Genomic DNA, 21,155 nt, shown 5'->3' on the forward strand with positions numbered 1-21,155 from the left:
TCGCCTCGGCGGGCGCGGTGCGGGCGGCGGCGATCGCGGGCGCGCCCCCGGCGACCAGGCCCACGACGACCCCGAAGGCCAGGCCGAGCAGGGTCGTCGGCACGTGCTGCCCGACGACGGTGTCCGGGATGCCGAGCGCGGAGGTGTAGGCGCGGGTCATGGCGGAGGTGGCCACGGCGCCGAGGACGACCCCGACGACCGCGCCCGCGGTGGCGGAGACGACGGCGTGGCTGAGGTAGTGGCGTACGACGGCGCCGCGCCGCGCCCCGGCGGCGAGCAGGGTGCCGATGATCCGCCGCTCGGCGAGGACGAGCCGGGTGATCAGCACGTACGCGGCGACGCCCGCGGCGGACAGGAAGAGCAGCGGGAAGGCGACCGCGATCTCCTTGAAGCCCGCGAGGTCCTCGGCGAGCGTGGAGTTGGACGGCTGGTCCGCCCGCGGCTCCACGTGCACCGCGCCCGCTGCGCGCAGTTCGCCGGTGATCCGGTCGGCCGTGGCGGAGCCGGTGTGCGGGGCGAACCGGACGAGCGCCTGGCCGGGGCTCGCGGCCCCGGAGAGAGCGCGGGCCGTGGACTCGGGCACGTACAGGGCGGCGAAGGAGTGCGGGTCGGCGAGCGCCTCCTGCCGGTTGCGGGCGGGCCACAGGTACTCGGGCGACTCGGCGATGCCGCGCACGGTCAGGGTGTGCCAGGTGCGGCCGTCGTAGGCGCTGACGCGGTCGCCGGGTTTGATGTGGAAGGTCTTCGCGGCGTGCTGTTCCATCACGGCGCCGCTCGTGTCGCCCGCGGCGGGCGCGCGGCCGTCCGTGACGTCGATCCGGTCGACGGCCGGGGCCTTGCCGCTGTCGGGCAGGCCGATGACGCGCCCGTCGAGCTTGAGGCCGCCGATGGTGAGCGGCAGGTCGGCCTGGGTGCGGGTGGTGACGGCGGCGACGCCGTCGGCGGTGCGCACGCGGTCGGCGAGCGTGCGCGCGTCGGGTGCGGTGGCGACGAGGTCGGCGAAGTGGAGGCGGCTGTAGGTGCGTTCGTAGGACGCGTCGAGGTTGAGGTACGCGTCGTAGCTGGCGACGAAGAGCGTGACGCCCAGCATGACGGTGACGGTGACGGCGGCGAACTGGGCGAGCCTGCGCCGCAGGTCGCGCCGGGTCTTGGTGAGCAGTACGTGGCGTACGGGGCGTTCGTGTCGCACGGCGGCCGGCCCCCTCACCATTCCACGGCGGACACGTCGGCGGGCGTGGCCTGCCGTTCGACGGACTCCACGCGCCCGTCGCGCATACGGACGACGCGGTGGGCGAGCGCGGCGATGCCGGCGTTGTGGGTGACCATGAGGACGGTGCGGCCCTCGCGGTTGCTGCGCTGCATCAGCTCCAGGATGCGGCGCCCGGTGGCGGTGTCGAGGGCGCCGGTCGGCTCGTCGGCGAGCAGCAGGTCCGGGTCGGTGACCAGGGCGCGGGCGATGGCGACACGCTGCTGCTGGCCGCCGGACATCTGGGCCGGGAAGTGGTCCGTGCGGTCGCCGAGCCCGACGGCTTCGAGCAGTTCGGTGGCGCGCGCCCGGTCGCCGCGCCCGGTCAGTTCGACGATCACCTCGACGTTCTCGCGGGCGGTCAGCGTCGGCACGAGGTTGAAGAACTGGAACACGAACCCGATGTGCTCGCGGCGGAACGCGGTGAGCGAGGCCGGTTTGCTGTGGCTGATGTCCTGTTCGGCGACGGCGAGCCGCCCGGCGTCGGCGGCCTCGATCCCGCCGATGAGGTTGAGCAGGGTGGTCTTCCCCGACCCGCTGGGCCCGAGCACCACGACCAGCTCCCCCGGCTCGATGTCGAGATCGACGCCGCGCAGCGCGTGCACGGCGGCCTCGGCGGTTCCGTACGTCTTGTCCACCCCGCGCAGCCGCACGCTTCCGCGGCGCCGAACGGGTGCCCTCACCTCGTCCACATCACACCTCTCACCCTCAGCATGCGCGTCGCATGCGTGTCGCAACGGATTGGTCGAGTGCCCAAAGCGTACGCCTTGGGCACTCGACCAATCAAGCGGCGGGGAAGAGCTAGTAGTGCTTGGTCATGTGTGGTCCGTGGTGGCGTGTCTTCTTGATGGGTTGTGTCGTTGATCGGGTGTGTTGGGTGGGGAGTTGGCTGCGGTCCGGTGTGATCTGGAGGACTTCGCGGCGGAGATGTTCGAGCCGTTCGCGCGGGCGGATCAGCGCCGGTGGGGCGGGGTCTATTTGCGGGGCCTGTTGCTGGACGGCGGGCGCAAGTCGGTGGAGCCGATGGCCGCCCGTCTGGGCGAGGACGGCAACCGGCAGGCCCTGGCCCACTTCGTCACCTCCAGCCCGTGGGATGCGGCACATGTGCGGGCCCGTCTGGCCTGGCGGATGCAGCCGGTCATCAAGCCCACCGCGCTGATCATCGATGACACCGGGTTCCTCAAGGACGGGGACGCGTCGGCGTGCGTGAGCAGGCAGTACACCGGCACCGCGGGGAAGGTCACCAACTGCCAGGCCGGGGTGTCGCTGCACCTGGCTTCGAACGGCGCCTCGGCGGCGGTGAACTGGCGTCTGTTCCTGCCCGGGAGCTGGGATTCCGCCTCGCCGAAGGCCGATCCGGCCAAGGTGGCCCGCCGGACCAAGTGCGCCATCCCCGCCCAGGCGGGCCATGTCGAGAAGTGGCAGCTGGCCCTCGACATGATCGACGAGACGCGGTCCTGGGGCATCGAGGTGCCCCAGGTCATCGCCGACGGCGGCTATGGGGACACCGCCGCCTTCCGGCTCGGCCTGGAAGAACGCGGTCTCGACTACGTGGTGGGCATCTCCACCACGACCACCGCGCAGCCCCGGGACGTACAGCCGTGCACGGCGGCCTACACCGGCCGGGGCCGACCGCCGGTCCCGGCCTACCCCGATCCGGCCCAGCGGGTGAAGAGCCTGGTCATGGCGGCCGGCAAAGCTTCCGCGCGGCCGGTGCAGTGGAGGGAGGGATCACGGCCGGGCAGTGGCCGCAGCGGGCACAAGCGCATGTACTCGCGCTTCGTGGCCCTGCGGATCCGGCCCGCCGGACGTGAGATCCGCAAGGCCACGGCCGACACGGGGCTTCCGGTGCGCTGGCTGCTGGCCGAATGGCCCGCCGACCAGGACGAGCCCGTGCAGTTCTGGCTCTCCAACCTGCCCGAGACCACCCCGCTGGCCACCTTGGTCCGCACCGCGAAGCTCCGCTGGCGCATCGAGAACGACTACCGCGAGATGAAACAGGCCCTGGGCCTGGCCCACTTCGAAGGCCGGACCTGGCCAGGCTGGCACCACCACGTCACCCTCGTCTCCGTCGCCCACGCCTTCTGCACCCTGCAACGGCTGAGCCGATCCCCAAAAGAGACGGCGTCGGCCTGAGCCTCTACCAAGTCGTCCGCGAGCTGCAGATACTCCTCGTGATCTGGACCGGCGCCTGCCCCACCTGTCACCGCGACATGCCAGACCCCGCACCAACATGACCAAGCCCTACTAGGCATCCCCCGACACCGGCAGCAGTTCCGGCAGATGCCCGTCCGAGGCGCGGGCCGCGCGCACCCGCTCCTCGGGCACCTCCCCGTACAGCGTCGTGCGTGGCTTCGCCGGGCGGCCCGCCGCGTCGGCCACGGCCACCAGGTCCTTGACCGACTTGTACGAGCCGTACGAGGACCCGGCCATCCGGGAGATGGTCTCCTCCATCAGGGTGCCGCCCAGGTCGTTGGCGCCGGAGCGCAGCATCTCGGCGGCGCCCTCGGTCCCCAGCTTCACCCAGCTGGTCTGGATGTTGGGGATGTGCGGGTGGAGCAGGACGCGCGCCATGGCGGTGACCGCCCGGTTGTCCCGTGTCGTCGGGCCGGGGCGGGCGATCCCCGCCAGGTACACCGGCGCGTTGGTGTGGATGAAGGGCAGCGTCACGAACTCCGTGAAGCCACCGGTCTCCTGCTGGATCGCGGCCAGGGTGCGCAGATGCCCGAGCCAGTGCCGGGGCTGGTCCACATGCCCGTACATCATGGTCGACGAGGAGCGGATGCCCAGTTCGTGCGCGGCCTTGACGACCTCGATCCAGGTGGCGGTGGGCAGTTTGCCCTTGGTGAGGACCCAGCGGACCTCGTCGTCGAGGATCTCGGCGGCTGTTCCGGGGATCGAGTCGAGGCCCGCCTCCTTCGCCGCGCTCAGCCACTCGCGGATCGACAGTCCGGTGCGGGTCGCGCCGTTGACGACCTCCATCGGCGAGAAGGCGTGCACATGCATGCCGGGCACCCGCTCCTTGACCGCCTTCGCGATGTCGAAGTAGGCGGTCCCGGGCAGGTCCGGGTGGATGCCGCCCTGCATGCAGACCTCCACCGCCCCCACGTCCCACGCCTGCTGGGCCCGGTCGGCGACCTGGCCGAGGGAGAGGGTGTACGCGTCGGCGTCCGTGCGCCGCTGGGCGAAGGCGCAGAAACGGCAGCCGGTGTAACAGACGTTGGTGAAGTTGATGTTGCGGGTGACGATGTACGTGACGTCGTCGCCGACCGCCGAGGCGCGGATGTCGTCCGCGACCGAGCAGAGCGCGTCGAGCGCGGGCCCGTCGGCGTGGAGCAGGGCGAGGGCCTGCTCGTCGGTGAGGCGGGTCGGGTCGTCGGCGGCCACGGCGAGGGCTTCGCGGGCGTCGCCGTCGATGCGTTCGGGCACCATGCCGGGCGCGGCCTGTTCGCGCAGCGCCTCCCAGTCGCCGTAGACCTCGTCGAAGTCGTCGCGGCGGTCGGTGGTGCGGCCCTCGGTGTCGATGGTGCGGTGCAGGTCGGTGCGGCCGGTCGGCGCGGCCACCGCGAACTCCTCGTCCGGCTCCTGCCAGGGGCGGCCGACGACCGGGGCGTCCGGCACGGCCAGGCCGGTGACCGGGTCGGCGAGGGCGCGGACGTGGGGCAGCAGCCGCGGGTCGAGCCACGGTTCGCCGCGCGTCACGAACTCCGGGTAGACGCAGAGGCGTTCGCGCAGCTCGAAACCGGCCTGCGCGGACCTGGCGGCCAGCTCCTCCAGCTTCGGCCACGGCTTCTCCGGGTTGACGTGGTCGATGGTGACCGGGGAGACCCCGCCCCAGTCGTCGATCCCGGCCGCGACGATCCGCGCGTACTCGCCGTCGACGAGGTTGGGCGGCGCCTGGATGTTCCCCGCCGGGCCCATGATGTGCCGGGCGACCGCGATGGTGGCGACCAGGTCGTCGAGGTCCGCGTCGGGCATCCCGCGCATCGCCGTGTCCGGCTTGGCGCGGAAGTTCTGGATGATCAGCTCCTGCACACCGTGGTAGGAGCGGGCCACGCGGCGCAGCGCGAACAGCGACTCGGCGCGCTCCTCGTACGTCTCGCCGATCCCGATGAGCAGCCCGGAGGTGAAGGGCACCGATGAGCGGCCCGCGTCCTCCAGCACCCGCAGCCGTACGGCCGGTTCCTTGTCCGGTGAGCCGTGGTGCGGCATGCCGGGCGTGGCCCACAGCCGCTCGGCGGTGGTCTCCAGCATCATGCCCATGCTGGGCGCGACGGGCTTGAGCCGCTGGAAGTCGGTCCACGTCAGCACGCCCGGGTTGAGGTGGGGCAGCAGCCCGGTCTCCTCCAGGATGCGGATCGCCATGGCGCGCACGTAGGCGAGGGTGTCGTCGTAACCGTGCGCGTCCAGCCACTCACGGGCCTCGGGCCAGCGCTCCTCCGGCTTGTCGCCGAGGGTGATGAGGGCTTCCTTGCAGCCGAGTTCGGCGCCGCGCCGGGCGACGTCGAGCACCTCGTCGGGCGACATGAACATCCCGTGTCCGGCCCGCCGCAGCTTGCCGGGGACGGTCACGAACGTGCAGTAGTGGCACTTGTCGCGGCACAGCCGGGTCAGCGGGACGAAGACGCTCTTGGAGTACGTGATGACGCCAGGACGACCCGCCGCCGCGAGCCCCGCGTCCCGCACGCGCGCGGCGGACGCGGTCAGGTCGCGCAGGTCGTCGCCGCGGGCCCGCAACAGGACGGCCGCCTCGGCGGTGTCGAGCGCGACGCCGTCCCTGGCTCGTTTCAGCGCGCGGCGCATCGCGTTGGTGGTGGGTCGGTCGGCTGCCGGTGTCTGGGGTACGGCGTCCCGATCATCACTCATGGACCGAGCATACGAGCGAGCCGGACGGGGCCGTGCCGCCCCGCCACCGCCGTCCCCGGCACCCGTCACGGCCCGCTCCCGTCACCCCGGCCACACCAGCGCCTGCCACTCGCTGTACGCGTGCAGGGCGTACGAGCCCACGTCACGGCCCACACCGCTCCTCTTGAACCCGCCGAACGGGGCCTCCATGTTGCGGCCCACCGTGTTCACGCCGACGCCGCCCGCCCGCAGCCGCCGGGCCACCCGGAAGGCGCGGGCCACGTCGCCGGACCAGACGTAGTCGATGAGGCCGTAGTCGGAGTCGTTGGCGAGGCGGACGGCCTCGTCGTCGCCGCTGTCGCCGTCGCCGCCGTCGTAGGGGACGACGGTCACGACCGGGCCGAAGATCTCCTCCCGTACGACCCGCATCTCCTGGGTGCAGTCGGCGAGCAGCGTCGGGGCGACGTAGAAGCCGGTGTCCAGGCCGCGGCCCTGCGGGCGTTCGCCGCCCGCGACGACCGTCGCGCCCTCCTTGCGGCCCAGTTCGACGTACGACTCGATCCGGTCGCGGTGCGCCGCCGAGATCACGGGGCCGACCACCGTGCCCTTCTCCCTCGGGTCGCCGACCTTCATGTGGCCGATGTAGGCGGAGAGTTTCGCCACGAACTCCTCGTACACGGACCGGTGCACGATCGCGCGCGTCGGCGCCGTACAGATCTGCCCGCTGTAGAAGGCGTACGTCGTGCCGATGCCGGCGACCGCCGAGTCCAGGTCGGCGTCGTCGAGGACGAGCGCGGCGCCCTTCCCGCCCAGCTCCATCAGCTGCCGCTTGATGCCGCGCCCGCACACCTCGCCGATCCGCTGTCCGACGGCCGTGGAGCCGGTGAAGCTGACCATGTCGACGTCCGGCGAGTCGACGGCCGCCTCGCCGACGGCCGGCGACTGCCCGGAGACGACGTTCACCACGCCCTCGGGGACGCCCGCCTCCTCCAGGGCCGCCGCCATCCGGTAGACCGAGAGCGGGTCCTGCGGTGCGGGCTTGACGACGACCGTGTTGCCCATCGCGAGCGCCGGGGCGATCTTGCCGGCCGGGTTGGCCCACGGATTGTTGTACGACGTGATGCAGGTGACCACGCCCACCGGCTGCCGCACGGCGAGCGCGCCCGTGACGCCCGCCCTGCCCATCGGCCCGGCCTCGCTGATCTGCGGCGTCAGCCCCTCCTCCACGGGTTCGAGCGCGCCGCGCGCGTACCGCCGGAACCGCGCCACGCCCACCGCGACCTGCATGCCGCGCGCGGTCCCCGGGGTCGCCCCGGTCTCCGCCTGCGCGAGCTCGGCGTTGGCGGCGAAGTCCCGTTGCATCACGTCGGCGGCCCGGTCGAGGATCGCCGCGCGCTCCTCCGGCTTCGTACGGGACCACGGTCCGAAGGCGTCGCGGGCCGCGCGGGCGGCGTCGCGCACCTGCCGCGCGGATGCCTCGGGCGCCCTGCCGACCGCCTCCTCGCTCGCCGGGTCGACCACGTCGTAGTGCCCGGCGTCCGGCTCGACCCACGCCCCGCCGATGAACAACCTGCCCCTGTCGACGCTCATCTCGTGCTCACCGTCCGCGTGTCCCGTCCCGACCTGAGCACCTTTCCCGGCACCGCCCCGCTCACCGCGTCGTCACGTATCGCCTCGACGCCGTTGACCCACACGGCCTTGACGCCGAGCGCCCTGGAGTCGAGCCGGGGGCTGTCGCCCGGCAGGTCGTGGACGAGCTGCGCCCGGCCCGCGTCGACGGTCTCGGGGTCGAACAGGACCAGGTCCGCGTGCCAGCCCTCCCGCACCTGCCCGCGCTCCCGCAGCCCGAACAGCCGGGCCGGGTCGTCGGTGAGCATCTTCACCGCCTGTTCGAGGCCGAGCAGCTTCCGCCCGCGCAGACAGTCCCCGATGAACCGTGTCGTGTACGGCGCCCCGCACATCCGGTCCAGATGCGCCCCGGCGTCCGATCCGCCGAGCATCACGTCCTCGTGCTGCCACGTCCGGGCCCGCAGCGCCCACGAGCCGGGGTCGTTGTCGGTGGGCATGGGCCAAAGAACCGTACGGAGACGGTCGTCGGCGCATATCTCGACCAGGCACTCGAAGGGTTCCTGCCCCCGCTCGGCGGCGATGTCCCGCACCACGCGCCCGGTCAGCCCCTCGTTCGCCGGGGAGTACGTGTCCCCGATGACGTACCGCCCGAAGTTCGCGAGCCGCCGGAAGACTCCGGCCTCCTTGCTGTCGGCGCGGCGCAGCATCCGGGCCCGTACGTCCGGGTCGCGCAGCCCGGCGATCCGCTCGTCGACCGGCAGACCGAGGATCTCGCCCCAGCCGGGGATGAGGTTGAGCGCGCAGAACGTGCCCAGGGACATGTTCATCGGGGTCAGGATCGGCATGGTGAGCGCGACGATCCGCCCGCCCGCCTTCCGTGCCCGCTCACTGGCTTCGAGCTGGCGCGGTACGCGCTCGGGTACGGCGGCGTCGATGGTCAGCACGTTCCAGTTGAGGGGCCGTCCGGCGGCGGCGCTCATCTCCACGAGCAGGTCGATCTCGTCGTCGCCGAACTGGTCCAGGCACCCGGCGACGATCGCCTCGATCTGCGTGCCCTCGTGCTCCCCGACCGCCTTGCTGAGCGCGATCAGTTCGGCGGGCAGCGCGTGCCGCGAGGCGACCGGTCTGCCGTCGCCGTCGGAGTGCGTGGACGACTGGGTCGTGGAGAGCCCCCACGCCCCCGCCTCCAGGGCGTCGTGCAGCAGCGCGACCATCGCGTCCATCTGCTCCTCGGTCGGCTGCCCGCCCACCGCGTCCGCGCCCATGACGTATCGCCGCAGCGCGCAATGCCCGACCATGAACCCGGCGTTGACGGCGATGCGCCCGTCGAGCGCGTCGAGGTACTCGGCGAACGAGTGCCACGTCCAGGGCGCCCCCTCCTCAAGCGCCACCAGGGACATGCCCTCGACCTTGGACATCATCCGCCGCGTGTAGTCGGCGTCGCCCGGCCGCTGTGGGTTGAGCGGCGCGAGCGTGAATCCGCAGTTGCCGCCGGCCACGGTGGTCACACCGTGGTTGAGGGAGGGCGTCGCGTACGGGTCCCAGAAGAGCTGGGCGTCGTAGTGCGTGTGCGGGTCGACGAACCCGGGCGCGAGGACGAGGCCCGTGGCGTCCTCGGTGGCGCCGGCCTCCTCGGTCACGGTGCCGGGCGGTCCGACGGCGGCGATCCGCCCGTCGCGGATGCCGACGTCGGCGACGCGGGCGGGGGCGCCGGTGCCGTCGACGACGGTGGCGCCCTGGATCAGGTGGTCGAGCATGCGGGGACGTCTCCTTTCCGGAAATGGGGCGCGCGCCTCAAGGCGGTGCGGCACCACTCGGGGCGGAGCCCCGGGGCGGGCGGCACGGACGGACTAGGACCTGCGGAACCTGGTGGTCCGGTGCACCGGATCCGTGTCGATCTTCGGAATGACGTGCTCCCCGATCAGCCGGATCGTGGTGAGCGTGTCCTCGTGCGAGATCCCGATCGGCAGTCCGAACGACAGCTGGTCCGCCCCGGCCTGTTCCCACCGCTTGCACTGCCGCAGCACCTCGTCCGGGTCACCGCAGATCATCAGCTCCTCGGCGATGAGCAGTTCGATGATCTCGGCCGTGTACTCGGGCAGGATCTCGGGCCACTGGGGAATCCCCTCGGGCCGCGGGAACGTGTCGTGGTAGCGGAAGACCAGCGACTGGAGGTAGTTCAGGCCGCCGTTCACCGCGATCTCGACGGCCTTGTCGTGCGTCTCGGCGCAGATCGCGGTCGACGTGACCATCACGTTGTCGTTGACGAAGTCGCCGATCGGGTCGGGGTCCTGGATCGCGGTCTTGTACTGCTCAAGGACCCACTCCATGTCGGAGACCTTCTGCACGCTGAACCCGAGCACACCCAGCCCCTTCCTGGCCGCCATGGCGTACGAGGGCGGGGACCCGGCCGCGTACCACATGGCGGGGTGCGACCTGCCGTGCGGCTTGGGGAAGATCTTGCGCGGCGGCAGCGACCAGTGCTTGCCCTGGAACCCGACGTACTCCTCCTGGAGCCACATCTTCGGGAACTCGGCGATGGTCTCTTCCCAGATCTCCTTGGTGTGGTTCATGTCGGTGATGCCCGGCAGGAAGCCGAGGATCTCGTGGCTTCCGGCACCGCGCCCGCTGCCGAACTCGAACCGGCCCTCGCTGAGGTGGTCGAGCATGGCGACCTTCTCGGCGACCTTGACGGGGTGGTTGACCGGGGCGAGCGGGTTGAAGATGCCGGAGCCGAGGTGGATCCGGTCCGTCGCGTGCGCGAGGTATCCGAGGAACACGTCGTTGGCCGACAGATGCGAGTACTCCTCCAGGAAGTGGTGCTCGGACGCCCAGGCGTACTTGAAGCCGGACTTGTCCGCCTGGATGACGTACTCGGTCTCGTTCATGAGCGCGCGGTGCTCTGCCGTCGGGTCGGTCAGTGCCTGCTTGCCCACGTATCCCTGTACAAAGAGCCCGAATTCCAAGGAGGTTCACCGTCCTAGTCCAGTGTCTGACGCACATTTTCTGACGCACCGTCAGATCAGCTGCCCCGACTGTTCCACCGCGCCTGCGGGAGGTCAATACATGACGCCGCGTCAGAGAACGCTGACGCCCGCCAGCCATCCGCCGTCGATCACGAACGGCTGGCCCGTGATGTACGAGGACTCGTCCTCCGCCGTGAGGAACAGCGCGAGCCGCGCCACCTCCTGCGGCCTGCCGACCCGCCCCAGCGGCACGAGCTTGCGGTACAGCTCGCCGAGCGCCCGGGCCGCCTCCTCGGTGTCGGCCTCCGGGTCGAGCTGGGCGGGGTTGCTCATGGCGGTGTCGATGGCGCCCGGACAGACGGCGTTGACCCGGATGCCCTGCCCGGCCAGCTCCATCGCGGCCACCCGCGTGAGGCCGACGACGGCGTGCTTGGTGGCGGTGTACGCGCCCACGTACGCCATGCCCGTCACCCCCGCGTACGAGGCGGTGTTGACGATGGACCCGCCACCGGCCGCCGCGATCTGCGGCGCGACGTGCTTGATGCCGAGGAAGGTGCCGACCTGGTTGACCCGCACGATCTGCTGGAACTCGTCGAGGGGCGTGGAGACGAGCTCGTTGAACCGGAGTATCCCCGCGTTGTTGACGAGCCCGTCGATCTTCCCGTACGCGGCCTTCGCCTCGGCGACGGCCCGCCCCCAGTCGTCCGCGCTGCCGACGTCGAGATGGACGTAGAGTCCGCCCAACTCCTCGGCGACGGCCTCCCCCTGGCCGTCGAGCACATCGGCGAGGACGACCTTCGCCCCTTCCTCCGTGAACAGGCGGGCCTCCTGCTCGCCCTGCCCGCGCGCGGCGCCGGTGACGAGGACGACACGTCCGTCGAGCTTGCCCATGGTCTCTCCCCTCTCGTTCCCCTGTCCGGTCAGTCCGTGATCCGCGGCGCCACATCACGCGCGAAGGCCGCCATCTGGTCGACGAGCTCGGCGCGGCCGCGGCTGCGGAACCGCACCTGGATCTGGTCGACCCCCATGGCCGGGTACGCGCGCAACGACTGAGCCAGCTCGTCCGCGCCCCCGCTCAGCGTGCGCCGCCCGACGTTCCAGGACGGCCGGCCCACGTACAGCGGCTCGACGATCGCGCCGACGGTGAACGGTTCCTCGATCCCCGCCTCGCCGCGCAGCCGCCGCAGCCGTTCGATCCGGCCGGGCAGCCGGTCGCGCGGGTCGCCCTGCGGCAGCCACCCGTCGCCGCGCAGCGCGGCCCGGCGCAGCGCGGGGGCGGAGGAACCGCCCACCCAGACCGGTACGCGGCGCTGGGCGGGCCGGGGCCGCTGCCCGAGCCCCTCGAAGGCGTACCGCTCTCCCTTGAACCGCGGATACTCCCGCGGCCCGAGGGCGGCCCTCAGCGCGTCCACGGTCTCGTCGAGGACGGCGCCCCGCCCGGCGAAGTCGACGCCGAGCGCCTCGAACTCCTCCCGCACGTGCCCGGCGCCGACGCCGAGGACGAGGCGGCCGCCGCAGAGGTGGTCGAGCGTCGCGTACTGCTTGGCGGCGGCGAGCGGATGGCGCAGGGCGACGATCGCCACGTGGGTCATGAGCCGCACCCGTTCGGTGACGGCGCCGAGATGGGCGAGCGTGGCGACGGGGTCGTACCAGACCGTGCTCATCGTGTCGGCGAGGCGGCGCGGGATGGCGACGTGGTCGCAGCAGGCGATGTAGTCGAAGCCGCAGCGGTCGGCGGTGCGGGCGACCTCGACGAGGTCCTCGACGCCCGCCCCGGCCTCCCATGCCTCGGCGTACAGGGTGGACTGCGACTGGACGGGGAGCTGCATCCCGTACGCGAGCGAGGTCCCCATCAGGCCACCCACAGCCCTTCCGGGGACAGTCCGAGCAGATCGATGGCGTTCCCGCGCACGATCCGCTCCACCACGTCCGGCGCCAGATGCCCCATCTGCGCCTCGCCGACCTCGCGCGACTTGGGCCAGGTCGAGTCGGAGTGCGGGTAGTCGGTCTCGTACAGGACGTTGCCGACCCCGATGGAGTCGAGGTTGCGCAGGCCGAAGGCGTCGTCGAAGAAGCAGCCGAAGACGTGCTCGGCGAAGTACTCGCTGGGCCGCCTGCGCACCCTGTCCGCGACGCCGCCCCAGCCGCGGTTCTCCTCCCACACCACGTCGGCGCGCTCGATGACGTACGGGATCCAGCCGATCTGCCCCTCGGCGTACATGACGCGCAGATTCGGGAAGCGCTCGAACTTGCCGCTCATCAGCCAGTCGACCATCGAGAAGCAGCAGTTGGCGAAGGTGATGGTGGAGCCGACGGCGGGCGGCGCGTCCGGCGACGTGGACGGCATCCTGCTGCTGGAGCCGATGTGCATGGCGATGACGGTCCCGGTCTCGTCGCAGGCCGCGAGGAACGGGTCCCATTCGTCGGTGTGCACCGACGGCAGCCCGAGGTGCGGCGGTATCTCGGAGAAGGCGACGGCGCGCACACCGCGCGCGGCGTTGCGGCGCACCTCGGCGGCGGCGAGCCCGGCGTCCCACAGGGGCACGAGGGTGAGGGGTATCAGCCGCCCGCCGGCCCGCGGCCCGCACCACTCCTCCACCATCCAGTCGTTGTAGGCGCGCACGCACAGCAGCCCCAGCTCACGGTCCTCGGCCTCGGTGAAGGTCTGGCCGCAAAAGCGCGGGAAGGTGGGGAAGCACAGGGCCGACTGGACGTGGTTGACGTCCATGTCGGCGAGGCGGGCCGGGACGTCGTACGAGCCGGGACGCATCTGCTCGTACGTGATGACTTCGAGCCTGATCTCGTCCCTGTCGTAGCCGACGGCGGTGTCGAGGCGGGTGAGCGGCCGGTGCAGGTCTTCGTAGACCCACCAGTCCCCGACGGGCCCGTCGTCCCCGGGAGCGCCCATGACCGGCGCGAACTTCCCGCCGAGGAAGGACATGTCCTTCAAGGGGGCGCGGACGACACGGGGCCCGGTGTCCTGGTACTTGGCGGGGAGCCGGTCGGCCCAGACGGCCGGGGGTTCGACGGTGTGGTCGTCGACGGAGATGATGCGCGGGAAGGGCGGCGAGGCCGGGGCGGGCCGGGAGGGCGGGGAGGGCGGGGAGGACTGAAGATCGGTGTCGTGGCGGCGATGTGCGGCGATTTCGGGCTCCGGGGTCTCCATGGCCTCACCGTAGCGCCGATCTGACGACCCGTCAGCTAGTCGGTGTGGAGGACATCGGAGGACATCGGAGGACGTCAGGCGTGAGGTGTCTGTGATGGCTGCCTCGCGCGGCTGACGTATGCGCCGCGAACAAGGCAAACTGTCGTAGTTGCCCATGACGGTTCGGCGAATCGGCGGCGCGCCGTCTGGACGACAGGGAACACGCGACTGTGCGGCAGGCAGGGGCAGGGGGCAGCGACGATGGACGGCGCACCGCGGGTACCGGAGCAGCGGCGGCGGTCCGGCGCACCGGGAGAGTCCGCACGCGCCACCGCCCCGGGGGCCGGGCCGGGCGCGGACCTGCGTTTCAGTGTGCTCGGCCCGGTCCGCGCGTGGCGCGAGGGGCGGCCGCTGGCGACCGGCTCACCGCAGCAGCGCGCGCTGTTGGCCGCGTTGCTGCTGCGCGACGGCCGCACGGCGACGGCGAGCGAACTGATCGACGCGGTGTGGGGCGACGAGCCTCCCTCGCAGGCCCTGGCGGCGCTGCGCACCTACGCCTCACGCCTCCGCAAGATCCTCGACCCCGGGGTGCTGGTCAGCGAGTCCGGCGGGTACGCCATCCGCTGCTTCAGCCCGGACTCACTGGACCTGACGGCGGCGGAGAGCCTGTGGGCCGAGGCGGAGAAGTCCCGCCAGTGCGGGAACCTGGCCCAGGCCCGCTCCCTGGTCAGCAAGGCGCTGGACCTGTGGGACGGTGAACCGCTGGCGAACGTGCCGGGCCCGTACGCCCAGACGCAGCGCGCCCGCCTGAACGAGTGGCGCCTGCAACTGATCGAGTCCCGTCTCGACATGGATCTGGAACAGGGCTGCCACGCGGAGGCGGTCTCGGAGCTGACGGCGCTCACGGCGGCCCACCCGCTGCGCGAGCGCCTGCGCGAACTCCTGATGCTGGCGCTGTACAGGAGCGGACGGCAGGCGGAGGCCCTGGCGGTCTACGCGGACACGCGCCGCCTCCTGGCGGACGAACTGGGCGTGGACCCCCGGCAGGGCCTCTCGGAGCTCCAGCAGCGCATCCTCCAGGCCGACCCCGCCCTCGCGGAACCCTCGTCCCCGCCGGACGAGCCGCCGTCGGTGTCGATCCGCCCGGCCCAGCTCCCGGCGACGGTCCCGGACTTCACGGGCCGCTCGTCGTTCGTGGCGGAACTGAGCGAGGTGCTGGCCGGGGCGTCGTCGGAGTCCGGCGAGGGCTCGGTGATGGCGGTGTCGGCGGTGGCGGGCATCGGCGGCGTCGGAAAGACGACCCTCGCCGTCCACGTGGCCCACGCCTCGCGCCCCGCCTTCCCCGACGGCCAGCTGTACGTGGACCTTCAGGGCACCGGCCCGAGACCGGCGGAGCCCGAGACGGTCCTGGGCTCGTTCCTGCGCGCGCTCGGCACGCCGGACACGGCGATCCCGGACACGCTGGAGGAACGAGCGGCGCTGTACCGCTCGACGCTCGACGGCCGACGGGTCCTGGTCCTCCTCGACAACGCGCGGGACGCGGCACAGGTGAGACCGCTGCTGCCGGGCATGGAGGGCTGCGCCGCGCTGATCACGGGCCGGGTCCGCATGGTCGACCTGGTGGGCGCGCACCTGGTGGACCTGGACGTGATGTCCCCGGAGGAGGCGCTGCTGCTGTTCACCCGGATCGTGGGCGAGGAACGGGTGGCGTCGGAGCGGGAAGCGGCCCTGGACGTGGTGGCTGCCTGCGGCTTCCTCCCCCTGGCCATCCGTATCGCGGCCTCCCGCCTGGCGGCCCGCCGCACGTGGACGGTGTCGGTCCTCGCGGCGAAGTTGGCGGACGAGCGGCGTCGCCTCGACGAGCTCCAGGCGGGCGACCTGGCCGTCAAGGCCACGTTCGAGCTCGGCTACGGCCAACTGGAACCGGCCCAGGCCCGCGCCTTCCGCCTGCTGGGCCTCGCGGACGGCCCGGACATATCCCTGGCGGCGGCAGCGGCGGTCCTGGACCGGGACCCGGAGACCACCGAGGACATCCTCGAATCCCTGGTCGACACGTCCCTGCTGGAGTCGGCGGCCCCCGGCCGCTACCGCTACCACGACCTGGTCCGCCTCTACGCGCGCGCCTGCGCCGAGCGCGACGAACAGCCGCCGGAGGAAAGGGAGTCGGCGATGTCGCGGCTCCTGGACTTCTACCTGGCCACGGCGGCGGGGGTTTACGCGATCGAGCGGCCGGGGGACCGGCTGGTGGATCACCTGGAGCGGACGTCCTATCCGGGCCTGACGTTCGATGACCGGCATGGCGCCCAGGACTGGTTGTACGCAGAGGCGAACAGCCTGCTCGCCTTTGCCCAGCAGTGCGCGAAGCCCCCCAGGTCCCGGCGGGCGGTGGACCTCCTGTGGGCGGCGAAGGACCTGGCGGAGTCGGGCGCGAACTCGAAGCAGTACGAGGCCGTCGCGCTCTCCCTGTACCGGGTGGCGGAACAGGCGGGCGACGCGCTCGTGCAGAGCCGCGCTCTGGTCACGCTCACCAGCGTGCATCTGGTCGCGGGCCGCTTCTCCCACGCCGACGGCGAAGCCTCCAAGGCGCTGGACCTGGCACACGCCGCGCACGACCACGCGCCGCGCTGCTGGGCGGCCAACGACCGCGGCATCATCGCCCTGTACCAGAACCGGCACGCCGAGGGCGAAACCCACCTCAAGCAGGCCATCGAGGACTTCAAGTCGGACGGAAATCTGGCCGGCGAGGCCAGCGCGCTCTGCAATCTGTCCCGTATCCACCTGGCCATGGGCAATGCGGGCAGCGCCGTCGAACTGGCCGAGCAAGGCATCGCCATCTACGACGAGTTGGGGCATACACTGCGCGGCGCCAACGGCCGCTACGCCCTGGGACTCGCCCTCACCGGGCAGGGCAGACTGGCCGAGGCGACCGAACGGCTCGAGGAAGCGCTCGACGTCTTCCGCGACAGCCGCCAGCGGCTCTGGGAGGGCATGACCCTCTTCCGTCTCGCCGAAGCGAGCCTGGCCGGCCAGAAGCCGACGAGGTCGGCGACGCTCGCCGAACAGGCACTCGCGGTCCTGCGCGGCATCGGCGGGGAGTGGCGACGGGGCAACGTACTGACCGTTCTCGGGCAGTCCCTGCACCGTGTGAACCAGCCCGGACGAGCCCGCGCCTGCTGGCAGGAAGCGCTCGCCATCTTCGACGAGTTGGGCTCTCCCGAGGCCGAGTCGCTGCGCCGTCTGCTCGCTCCGACCGCCGCCGCGTAGGCGGCGGGAGCACGTTCATCGTTCGTTTATCGCCGCCCGGCACCCTCGTCTGTGTCGATCCGTCGCGTCGGGGGGCAGACGGGTCACCGGTGGGGCCTCACCACTAAGGTGAACAGCCCTCGCACGCCCGTCCGGCGACCCTCGGGGGAGTTGCCGGGCGGGCTCCGTCCCATCACAACAGGGGAGCAGAACATGAGCAGTGCCGAGAAGACGGACATCAAGATGAACCCGTTCGACAACCACGCCACCGGCGAGGAAGCGGTCACCGCGCTCGACAACCACGCCACCGGCGAGGAGATATCCGCGCTGGAGGGCGCCACCTCGACGAGCGGCACCATGTCTCCCCAGGACAACCACGCGACGGGCGAAGAGGCCTGAGCGAACTTTCCTGAACGGGGGTCGGCCGCGACGGCGCGGAGGGGGCGCCGCCGCGGCCGAGGCGTGTCCGGGCCCGTGCGGCCGGTACCATCGGGCATCCCGCCGGCCAGGCCGACGGCGGCCCGAAGGAGAGCGCCCACCATGCCCGACCAGCCGACGCGGACGACGACCCTGTGGCGCCCCACCGGCCCCGTGGAACTCGACCTGGTCCGCGAACTGGGCTGGCGCGCCTGGCCGCCCCGCCTTCCCGAGCAGCCGATCTTCTACCCGGTCCTCAACGAGGACTACGCCGTCAAGATCGCCCGGGACTGGAACGTCCGGCACGACGGCGCCGGTTACGTCACCCGCTTCGAGGTCGACACCGCCTTCCTGGCCCGCTACCCGGTCCAGCGGGCGGGCGGCCGTACCATCCTCGAACTATGGGTCCCGGCCGAGGAGTTGGACGAGTTCAACGCCCACATCGTCGGCGAGATCGAGCTGGTGCACGAGTTCCACGCATAGCGGCAGGCGCCCCGCGAGGGCGCTTTTCGCCTCGCCCCCGCTCACCGCTCACCGCTCACCCAGGACATCCCGCAGCGCCCGCCCGATGGCCTCGTCGTCCGCCCCGAGCCCGCGCGCCTCGTCCCGGTACCGCCGCGCCAGCCGCGCGAGGTCCTCCGCGGACGGGCCACGCCCCACCGCGTCCGGCAGGGCCGCCACCCGCGTCCCCGCCCCCCGCCGGGTCCGTACGAAGCCCGCCGCCTCCAGCTCGCGGTAGGCCCGCGCGACCGTCCCCGAGGCCAGGCCCAGGTCCGACGCCAACTGCCGGATGGCGGGCAGCCGTTCGCCCTCCGGCAGCCGTCCCGCCGAGATGAGCGCCGCGAGCTGGGTACGGATCTGCTCGTACGGGGGCACGGGGCTCGCGGTTTCCACCCGGACGCCGGGGCGGGGCGCCATCACCGCGAGGCCCTGTTCGGCACCGAGGCGGCCACCAGGCACCGGACCGCGGTGCCGAGTGCGATCGCCGAAACGGGCAGCAGAACCCACACGGCCACGCTCCCCACCGCGCCGTCACAGCTCATCCCCCGCAGCGCCCCGGCCGCCGTGAGCGCCGCACCGGCCAACGGCACGGAGACCGCCAGCCCCCACGCCGCCGTGATCGCCGACGCCCGCTCGCGCCGCTCCTGATCCTCGCCGGCCCGACGGGTGATCCTCCGCAGCGCGTACCCACAGGCCAAGGAGGCGAGAGCCACCGAAGCGAGCACCGGGCCCGCGTAGAAGGAGCCCGGCCAGGGCCCGTACGCCTCGGTCACACCGGAACAGGTCATGCTCAGCTCGCGCCCCGCCCGGCCCATGTCATCGGCGGAACCCAGCGCGGTCGTGACGCCGAGAAGGACGACGAGCAGAACCGCCTCGACGACCAGCACCGCCGTCAACCGGGGCGGCACGTGGTCGCGCACCCGGCGCGGCGCCAGCCCAGCCGTACGCACCGGGCCCCGCGGCCGCGCGGTGACGTACTCGCCGAGCAGCACGCCGCCCACCGCGCAGAGCCCGAAGGCCGGGATCGCCGACAACAGTCCGACTCCGAGCGACCCGGTGTTCTCCCCCACCCACACGGAGAGGAGAACACCGGCCGCCGGCCCGCCGAGCCGCGCCCACCGGTCGGCGCGCGTCCGCGCTCGCGACGCACCGGAACCGGAAACCGTGTCAGCCATGAGAACCCCCGAAGACGGCACTTGTATCAGCCACTAGATACAAACAACGGGTACACCCTGCCCGGCCGGCCTTCTTGTGTCAAACACTCGATACAACCGGCGGCACCCGCACGCGCCGAGCACCCGCCACCCCGCACCCGCCACCGCGCACCGGCCACCACGCATCCCGCCGCTCACCGTCCGGTCGCTCACCGCCCGGTCGCTCACCGTCCGCCGCTCATCGGCCCGCCCCTCACCGCCCCGCCACGAAGTCGTCGAAGGAGAACTCCCCGTACGCGTGGCCGGGCGCGAGGTTGCCGCCCTGGACGATGGCGCGGGCCGTCGCGCCCGGCAGCGGCACGCGGAGCACCGGACGGCGACGGTAGAGCTTCGCCAGGTCACGCATGGTGCGCACCTGCGGTCCGCCGAGGTCAGGAGCCCGCCCGGCCGGTTCGCCCGCGACCAGGTCGGCCAGGCGCCGGGCGACGTCCCGCACGTCGATCGGCTGGAACCGGAACCCGGCGGGCACGGTGGTCCACGGCACGAGACGCTGCGCGGCGAAGACGCGGGCCAGCAGGTCGTGGAACTGCGTGACCCGCTGGATCGTCCAGGGCAGCCCGGACTCCGTGATCAGCTGCTCGGCTTCGAGCTTGGCGCGGTAGTAGGAGAGGGGGACGACGTCGACACCGACGATCGAGACGTAGATCAGGTGCGGTCGACGGCCCGCCCCGAGCGCCGCGTCGACCAGGTGCCGCGTCGCCACGACGTCGTCGCGGCCGTTGGTCGTGGCGCAGTGCACGATCACGTCCGCTCCCGCCACGGCCTCGCCCACGCCCACACCGGTCATCAGGTCACCCGTCATCAGCTCGACGGCCGACCGGCCGTCCAGGGCGGCGGTGGCGGGGGTGGGTTCGGGGGCGCGGGTGAGCACGCGCGTGTGGTCGTCGTGATCGGCCGCGAGGCGCCGTACGAGGGCCCGCCCCAACGTGCCGGTTCCGCCGGTCACCAGGATCGTCTTCTTGGTCATGCCCCCATGACCGGGCGCCACCTCGCAACGTGACACCACCCGGCGATCTAGCATCACGCCCATGGGATCCTCCGACCACGACGCTCGGCTGACGGTGTTCCAGGAGCAGCGGCCGCGCCTGTTCGCCCTGGCCTACCGGCTGCTCGGCTCCGCCGCCTCCGCCGAGGACATCGTGCAGGAGGCGTACCTGCGGTGGAGCGGCGCGGCGGAAGGCGTCGAGGTTCCGGCGGCGTGGCTGACCAAGGTCGTCACCAACCTGTGCCTGAACGAACTCGCCTCGGCGCGGGCGCGCCGTGAGAGGTACGTGGGCCCCTGGCTCCCCGAACCCGTCCTGACCCGGGACGGCGACGGAGCCCTCGGCCCCCTGGAGACCCTCGCACAGCGGGAAACCGTGTCGCTCGGCGTCCTCGTCCTGCTGGAACGCCTGGCCCCCGCGGAACGCGCGGTCTTCGTCCTGCGCGAGGCGTTCGGGCACAGCCACGCCGAGGTCGCCGACATCCTCGGTGTCAGCGAGGCGAATTCGCGGCAGCTGCACCGGCGCGCCCGTACACACGTCAGCGGGGAGCGCCCACGCTTCGACGTGTCCCCCCAGCTCCACCGGGCCATGGTCGACGCCTTCCTCAAGGCCGCCGCGCAAGGTGACCTCGCCGGGCTCGAGAAGCTGCTCGCCGCCGAAGTGGTGGCGTGGTCGGACGGCGGAGGGGCCGCGAGGACGGCGCGGCGCCCGATCCATGGCCGCGACAAGGTCCTGCGCTATCTGCTGGGCGTCGCCGCACGGCCCGAGGCGTCGACGGTCACCGTCGACGTCGACCAGGTCAACGGCGAACCGGCGCTGCTGGTCCGGGAGGGCTCCGTCCTGCGCGCCGTCGTGGCACTGGAGATCGGCACAGCCGCCGGCACCACCCACAGCGCCGGCACCGGCCAGGCGGCTGCCGCACGGATCGTCGGCGTACGGACCGTCGTCAACGAGGCGAAGCTGGCGTTCGCCGCCGCGCAACTCGCGTGATCGGCGCCGTCCGCCGCTATCGGGCTAGCAACGCGC

At 72.3% G+C, this 21,155-nt stretch carries 17 protein-coding genes; 5 read left to right on the forward strand and 12 right to left on the reverse strand.

Features of this window, described 5'->3' with window-relative positions; translation table 11 throughout:
* Together OFY01_RS30500 and OFY01_RS30505 are read right to left on the reverse strand one after the other, a co-directional pair.
* A partial coding sequence (locus OFY01_RS30500; RefSeq protein ID WP_266605425.1) for an FtsX-like permease family protein occupies positions 1–1,189 on the reverse strand: 1,189 nt, incomplete at its 3' end.
* 14 nt (positions 1,190–1,203) lie between these two features.
* Positions 1,204–1,929 carry an ABC transporter ATP-binding protein gene (locus tag OFY01_RS30505; RefSeq protein ID WP_266605426.1) on the reverse strand — a complete coding sequence of 242 codons (726 nt, stop codon included), beginning with the start codon at positions 1,927–1,929 and terminating at the stop codon, positions 1,204–1,206.
* Between the two features lie 187 nt (positions 1,930–2,116).
* On the opposite strand from OFY01_RS30505, the gene OFY01_RS30510 reads away from it, so the two are divergent.
* Positions 2,117–3,382, forward strand: a complete 1,266-nt coding sequence (locus OFY01_RS30510) for an IS701 family transposase (RefSeq protein ID WP_456115293.1) — start codon at positions 2,117–2,119, stop codon at positions 3,380–3,382.
* Positions 3,383–3,493: 111 nt separating this feature from the next.
* Here OFY01_RS30510 and OFY01_RS30515 read toward each other — a convergent pair whose 3' ends face one another.
* From OFY01_RS30515 to OFY01_RS30545, 7 genes are all read right to left on the reverse strand, one after another.
* Positions 3,494–6,112: a bifunctional FO biosynthesis protein CofGH gene (locus OFY01_RS30515; RefSeq protein WP_266605428.1), complete on the reverse strand. Its 2,619-nt coding sequence runs from the start codon at positions 6,110–6,112 to the stop codon at positions 3,494–3,496.
* An 81-nt stretch (positions 6,113–6,193) separates the two neighbouring features.
* Positions 6,194–7,681, reverse strand: coding sequence for an aldehyde dehydrogenase family protein (locus OFY01_RS30520; RefSeq protein WP_266605430.1), 1,488 nt, complete (start codon positions 7,679–7,681; stop codon positions 6,194–6,196).
* Entirely contained in the window at positions 7,678–9,417 is a 1,740-nt protein-coding gene (locus tag OFY01_RS30525) for an N-acyl-D-amino-acid deacylase family protein (RefSeq protein ID WP_266605432.1), read from the reverse strand. Before OFY01_RS30525 ends, OFY01_RS30520 begins: the two co-directional genes overlap by 4 nt.
* A 93-nt stretch (positions 9,418–9,510) precedes the next feature.
* Entirely contained in the window at positions 9,511–10,626 is a 1,116-nt protein-coding gene (locus OFY01_RS30530) for an LLM class flavin-dependent oxidoreductase (protein WP_266605434.1), read from the reverse strand.
* Positions 10,627–10,737: 111 nt separating this feature from the next.
* Positions 10,738–11,517 carry an SDR family NAD(P)-dependent oxidoreductase gene (locus OFY01_RS30535; protein ID WP_266605435.1) on the reverse strand — a complete coding sequence of 260 codons (780 nt, stop codon included), beginning with the start codon at positions 11,515–11,517 and terminating at the stop codon, positions 10,738–10,740.
* Between the two features lie 29 nt (positions 11,518–11,546).
* On the reverse strand, positions 11,547–12,479 hold the full coding sequence (locus tag OFY01_RS30540; RefSeq protein ID WP_266605436.1) for an LLM class F420-dependent oxidoreductase: 933 nt from the start codon (positions 12,477–12,479) through the stop codon (positions 11,547–11,549).
* Positions 12,479–13,792, reverse strand: coding sequence for an amidohydrolase family protein (locus tag OFY01_RS30545; RefSeq protein WP_266605438.1), 1,314 nt, complete (start codon positions 13,790–13,792; stop codon positions 12,479–12,481). The genes OFY01_RS30540 and OFY01_RS30545 overlap by 1 nt, the downstream gene beginning before the upstream one ends.
* Positions 13,793–14,032: 240 nt before the next feature.
* Here OFY01_RS30545 and OFY01_RS30550 point away from each other — a divergent pair, with 240 nt between their 5' ends.
* The 3 genes from OFY01_RS30550 to OFY01_RS30560 all read left to right on the forward strand — a co-directional run bounded on the left by OFY01_RS30550 (position 14,033) and on the right by OFY01_RS30560 (position 17,914).
* The gene (locus OFY01_RS30550; protein ID WP_266605439.1) at positions 14,033–17,035 is read left to right on the forward strand and encodes an AfsR/SARP family transcriptional regulator; all 3,003 of its coding nucleotides are present in this window, start codon (positions 14,033–14,035) and stop codon (positions 17,033–17,035) included.
* 192 nt (positions 17,036–17,227) lie between these two features.
* Positions 17,228–17,413 (forward strand): hypothetical protein, encoded by a 186-nt coding sequence (locus OFY01_RS30555; protein ID WP_266605441.1) that lies wholly within the window; start codon positions 17,228–17,230, stop codon positions 17,411–17,413.
* A gap of 141 nt (positions 17,414–17,554) precedes the next feature.
* On the forward strand, positions 17,555–17,914 hold the full coding sequence (locus OFY01_RS30560) for a hypothetical protein (RefSeq protein ID WP_266605442.1): 360 nt from the start codon (positions 17,555–17,557) through the stop codon (positions 17,912–17,914).
* Positions 17,915–17,962: 48 nt separating this feature from the next.
* Here OFY01_RS30560 and OFY01_RS30565 read toward each other — a convergent pair whose 3' ends face one another.
* The 3 genes from OFY01_RS30565 to OFY01_RS30575 all read right to left on the reverse strand — a co-directional run bounded on the left by OFY01_RS30565 (position 17,963) and on the right by OFY01_RS30575 (position 20,113).
* A complete protein-coding gene (locus OFY01_RS30565) occupies positions 17,963–18,349 on the reverse strand; it encodes a GntR family transcriptional regulator (RefSeq protein ID WP_266605460.1) in 387 nt (128 codons plus the stop codon).
* Positions 18,349–19,107 carry a hypothetical protein gene (locus OFY01_RS30570; RefSeq protein WP_266605444.1) on the reverse strand — a complete coding sequence of 253 codons (759 nt, stop codon included), beginning with the start codon at positions 19,105–19,107 and terminating at the stop codon, positions 18,349–18,351. The genes OFY01_RS30565 and OFY01_RS30570 overlap by 1 nt, the downstream gene beginning before the upstream one ends.
* Before the next feature lie 232 nt (positions 19,108–19,339).
* Positions 19,340–20,113 (reverse strand): SDR family oxidoreductase, encoded by a 774-nt coding sequence (locus tag OFY01_RS30575; protein ID WP_266605446.1) that lies wholly within the window; start codon positions 20,111–20,113, stop codon positions 19,340–19,342.
* Between the two features lie 61 nt (positions 20,114–20,174).
* On the opposite strand from OFY01_RS30575, the gene sigJ reads away from it, so the two are divergent.
* A complete protein-coding gene (sigJ, locus tag OFY01_RS30580; RefSeq protein ID WP_266605448.1) occupies positions 20,175–21,119 on the forward strand; it encodes an RNA polymerase sigma factor SigJ in 945 nt (314 codons plus the stop codon).
* The last annotated feature ends 36 nt before the right edge of the window (positions 21,120–21,155 follow it).

It is taken from the genome of Streptomyces beihaiensis (genome assembly GCF_026274175.1).
In the GTDB taxonomy this organism is placed as follows: domain Bacteria; phylum Actinomycetota; class Actinomycetes; order Streptomycetales; family Streptomycetaceae; genus Streptomyces; species Streptomyces beihaiensis.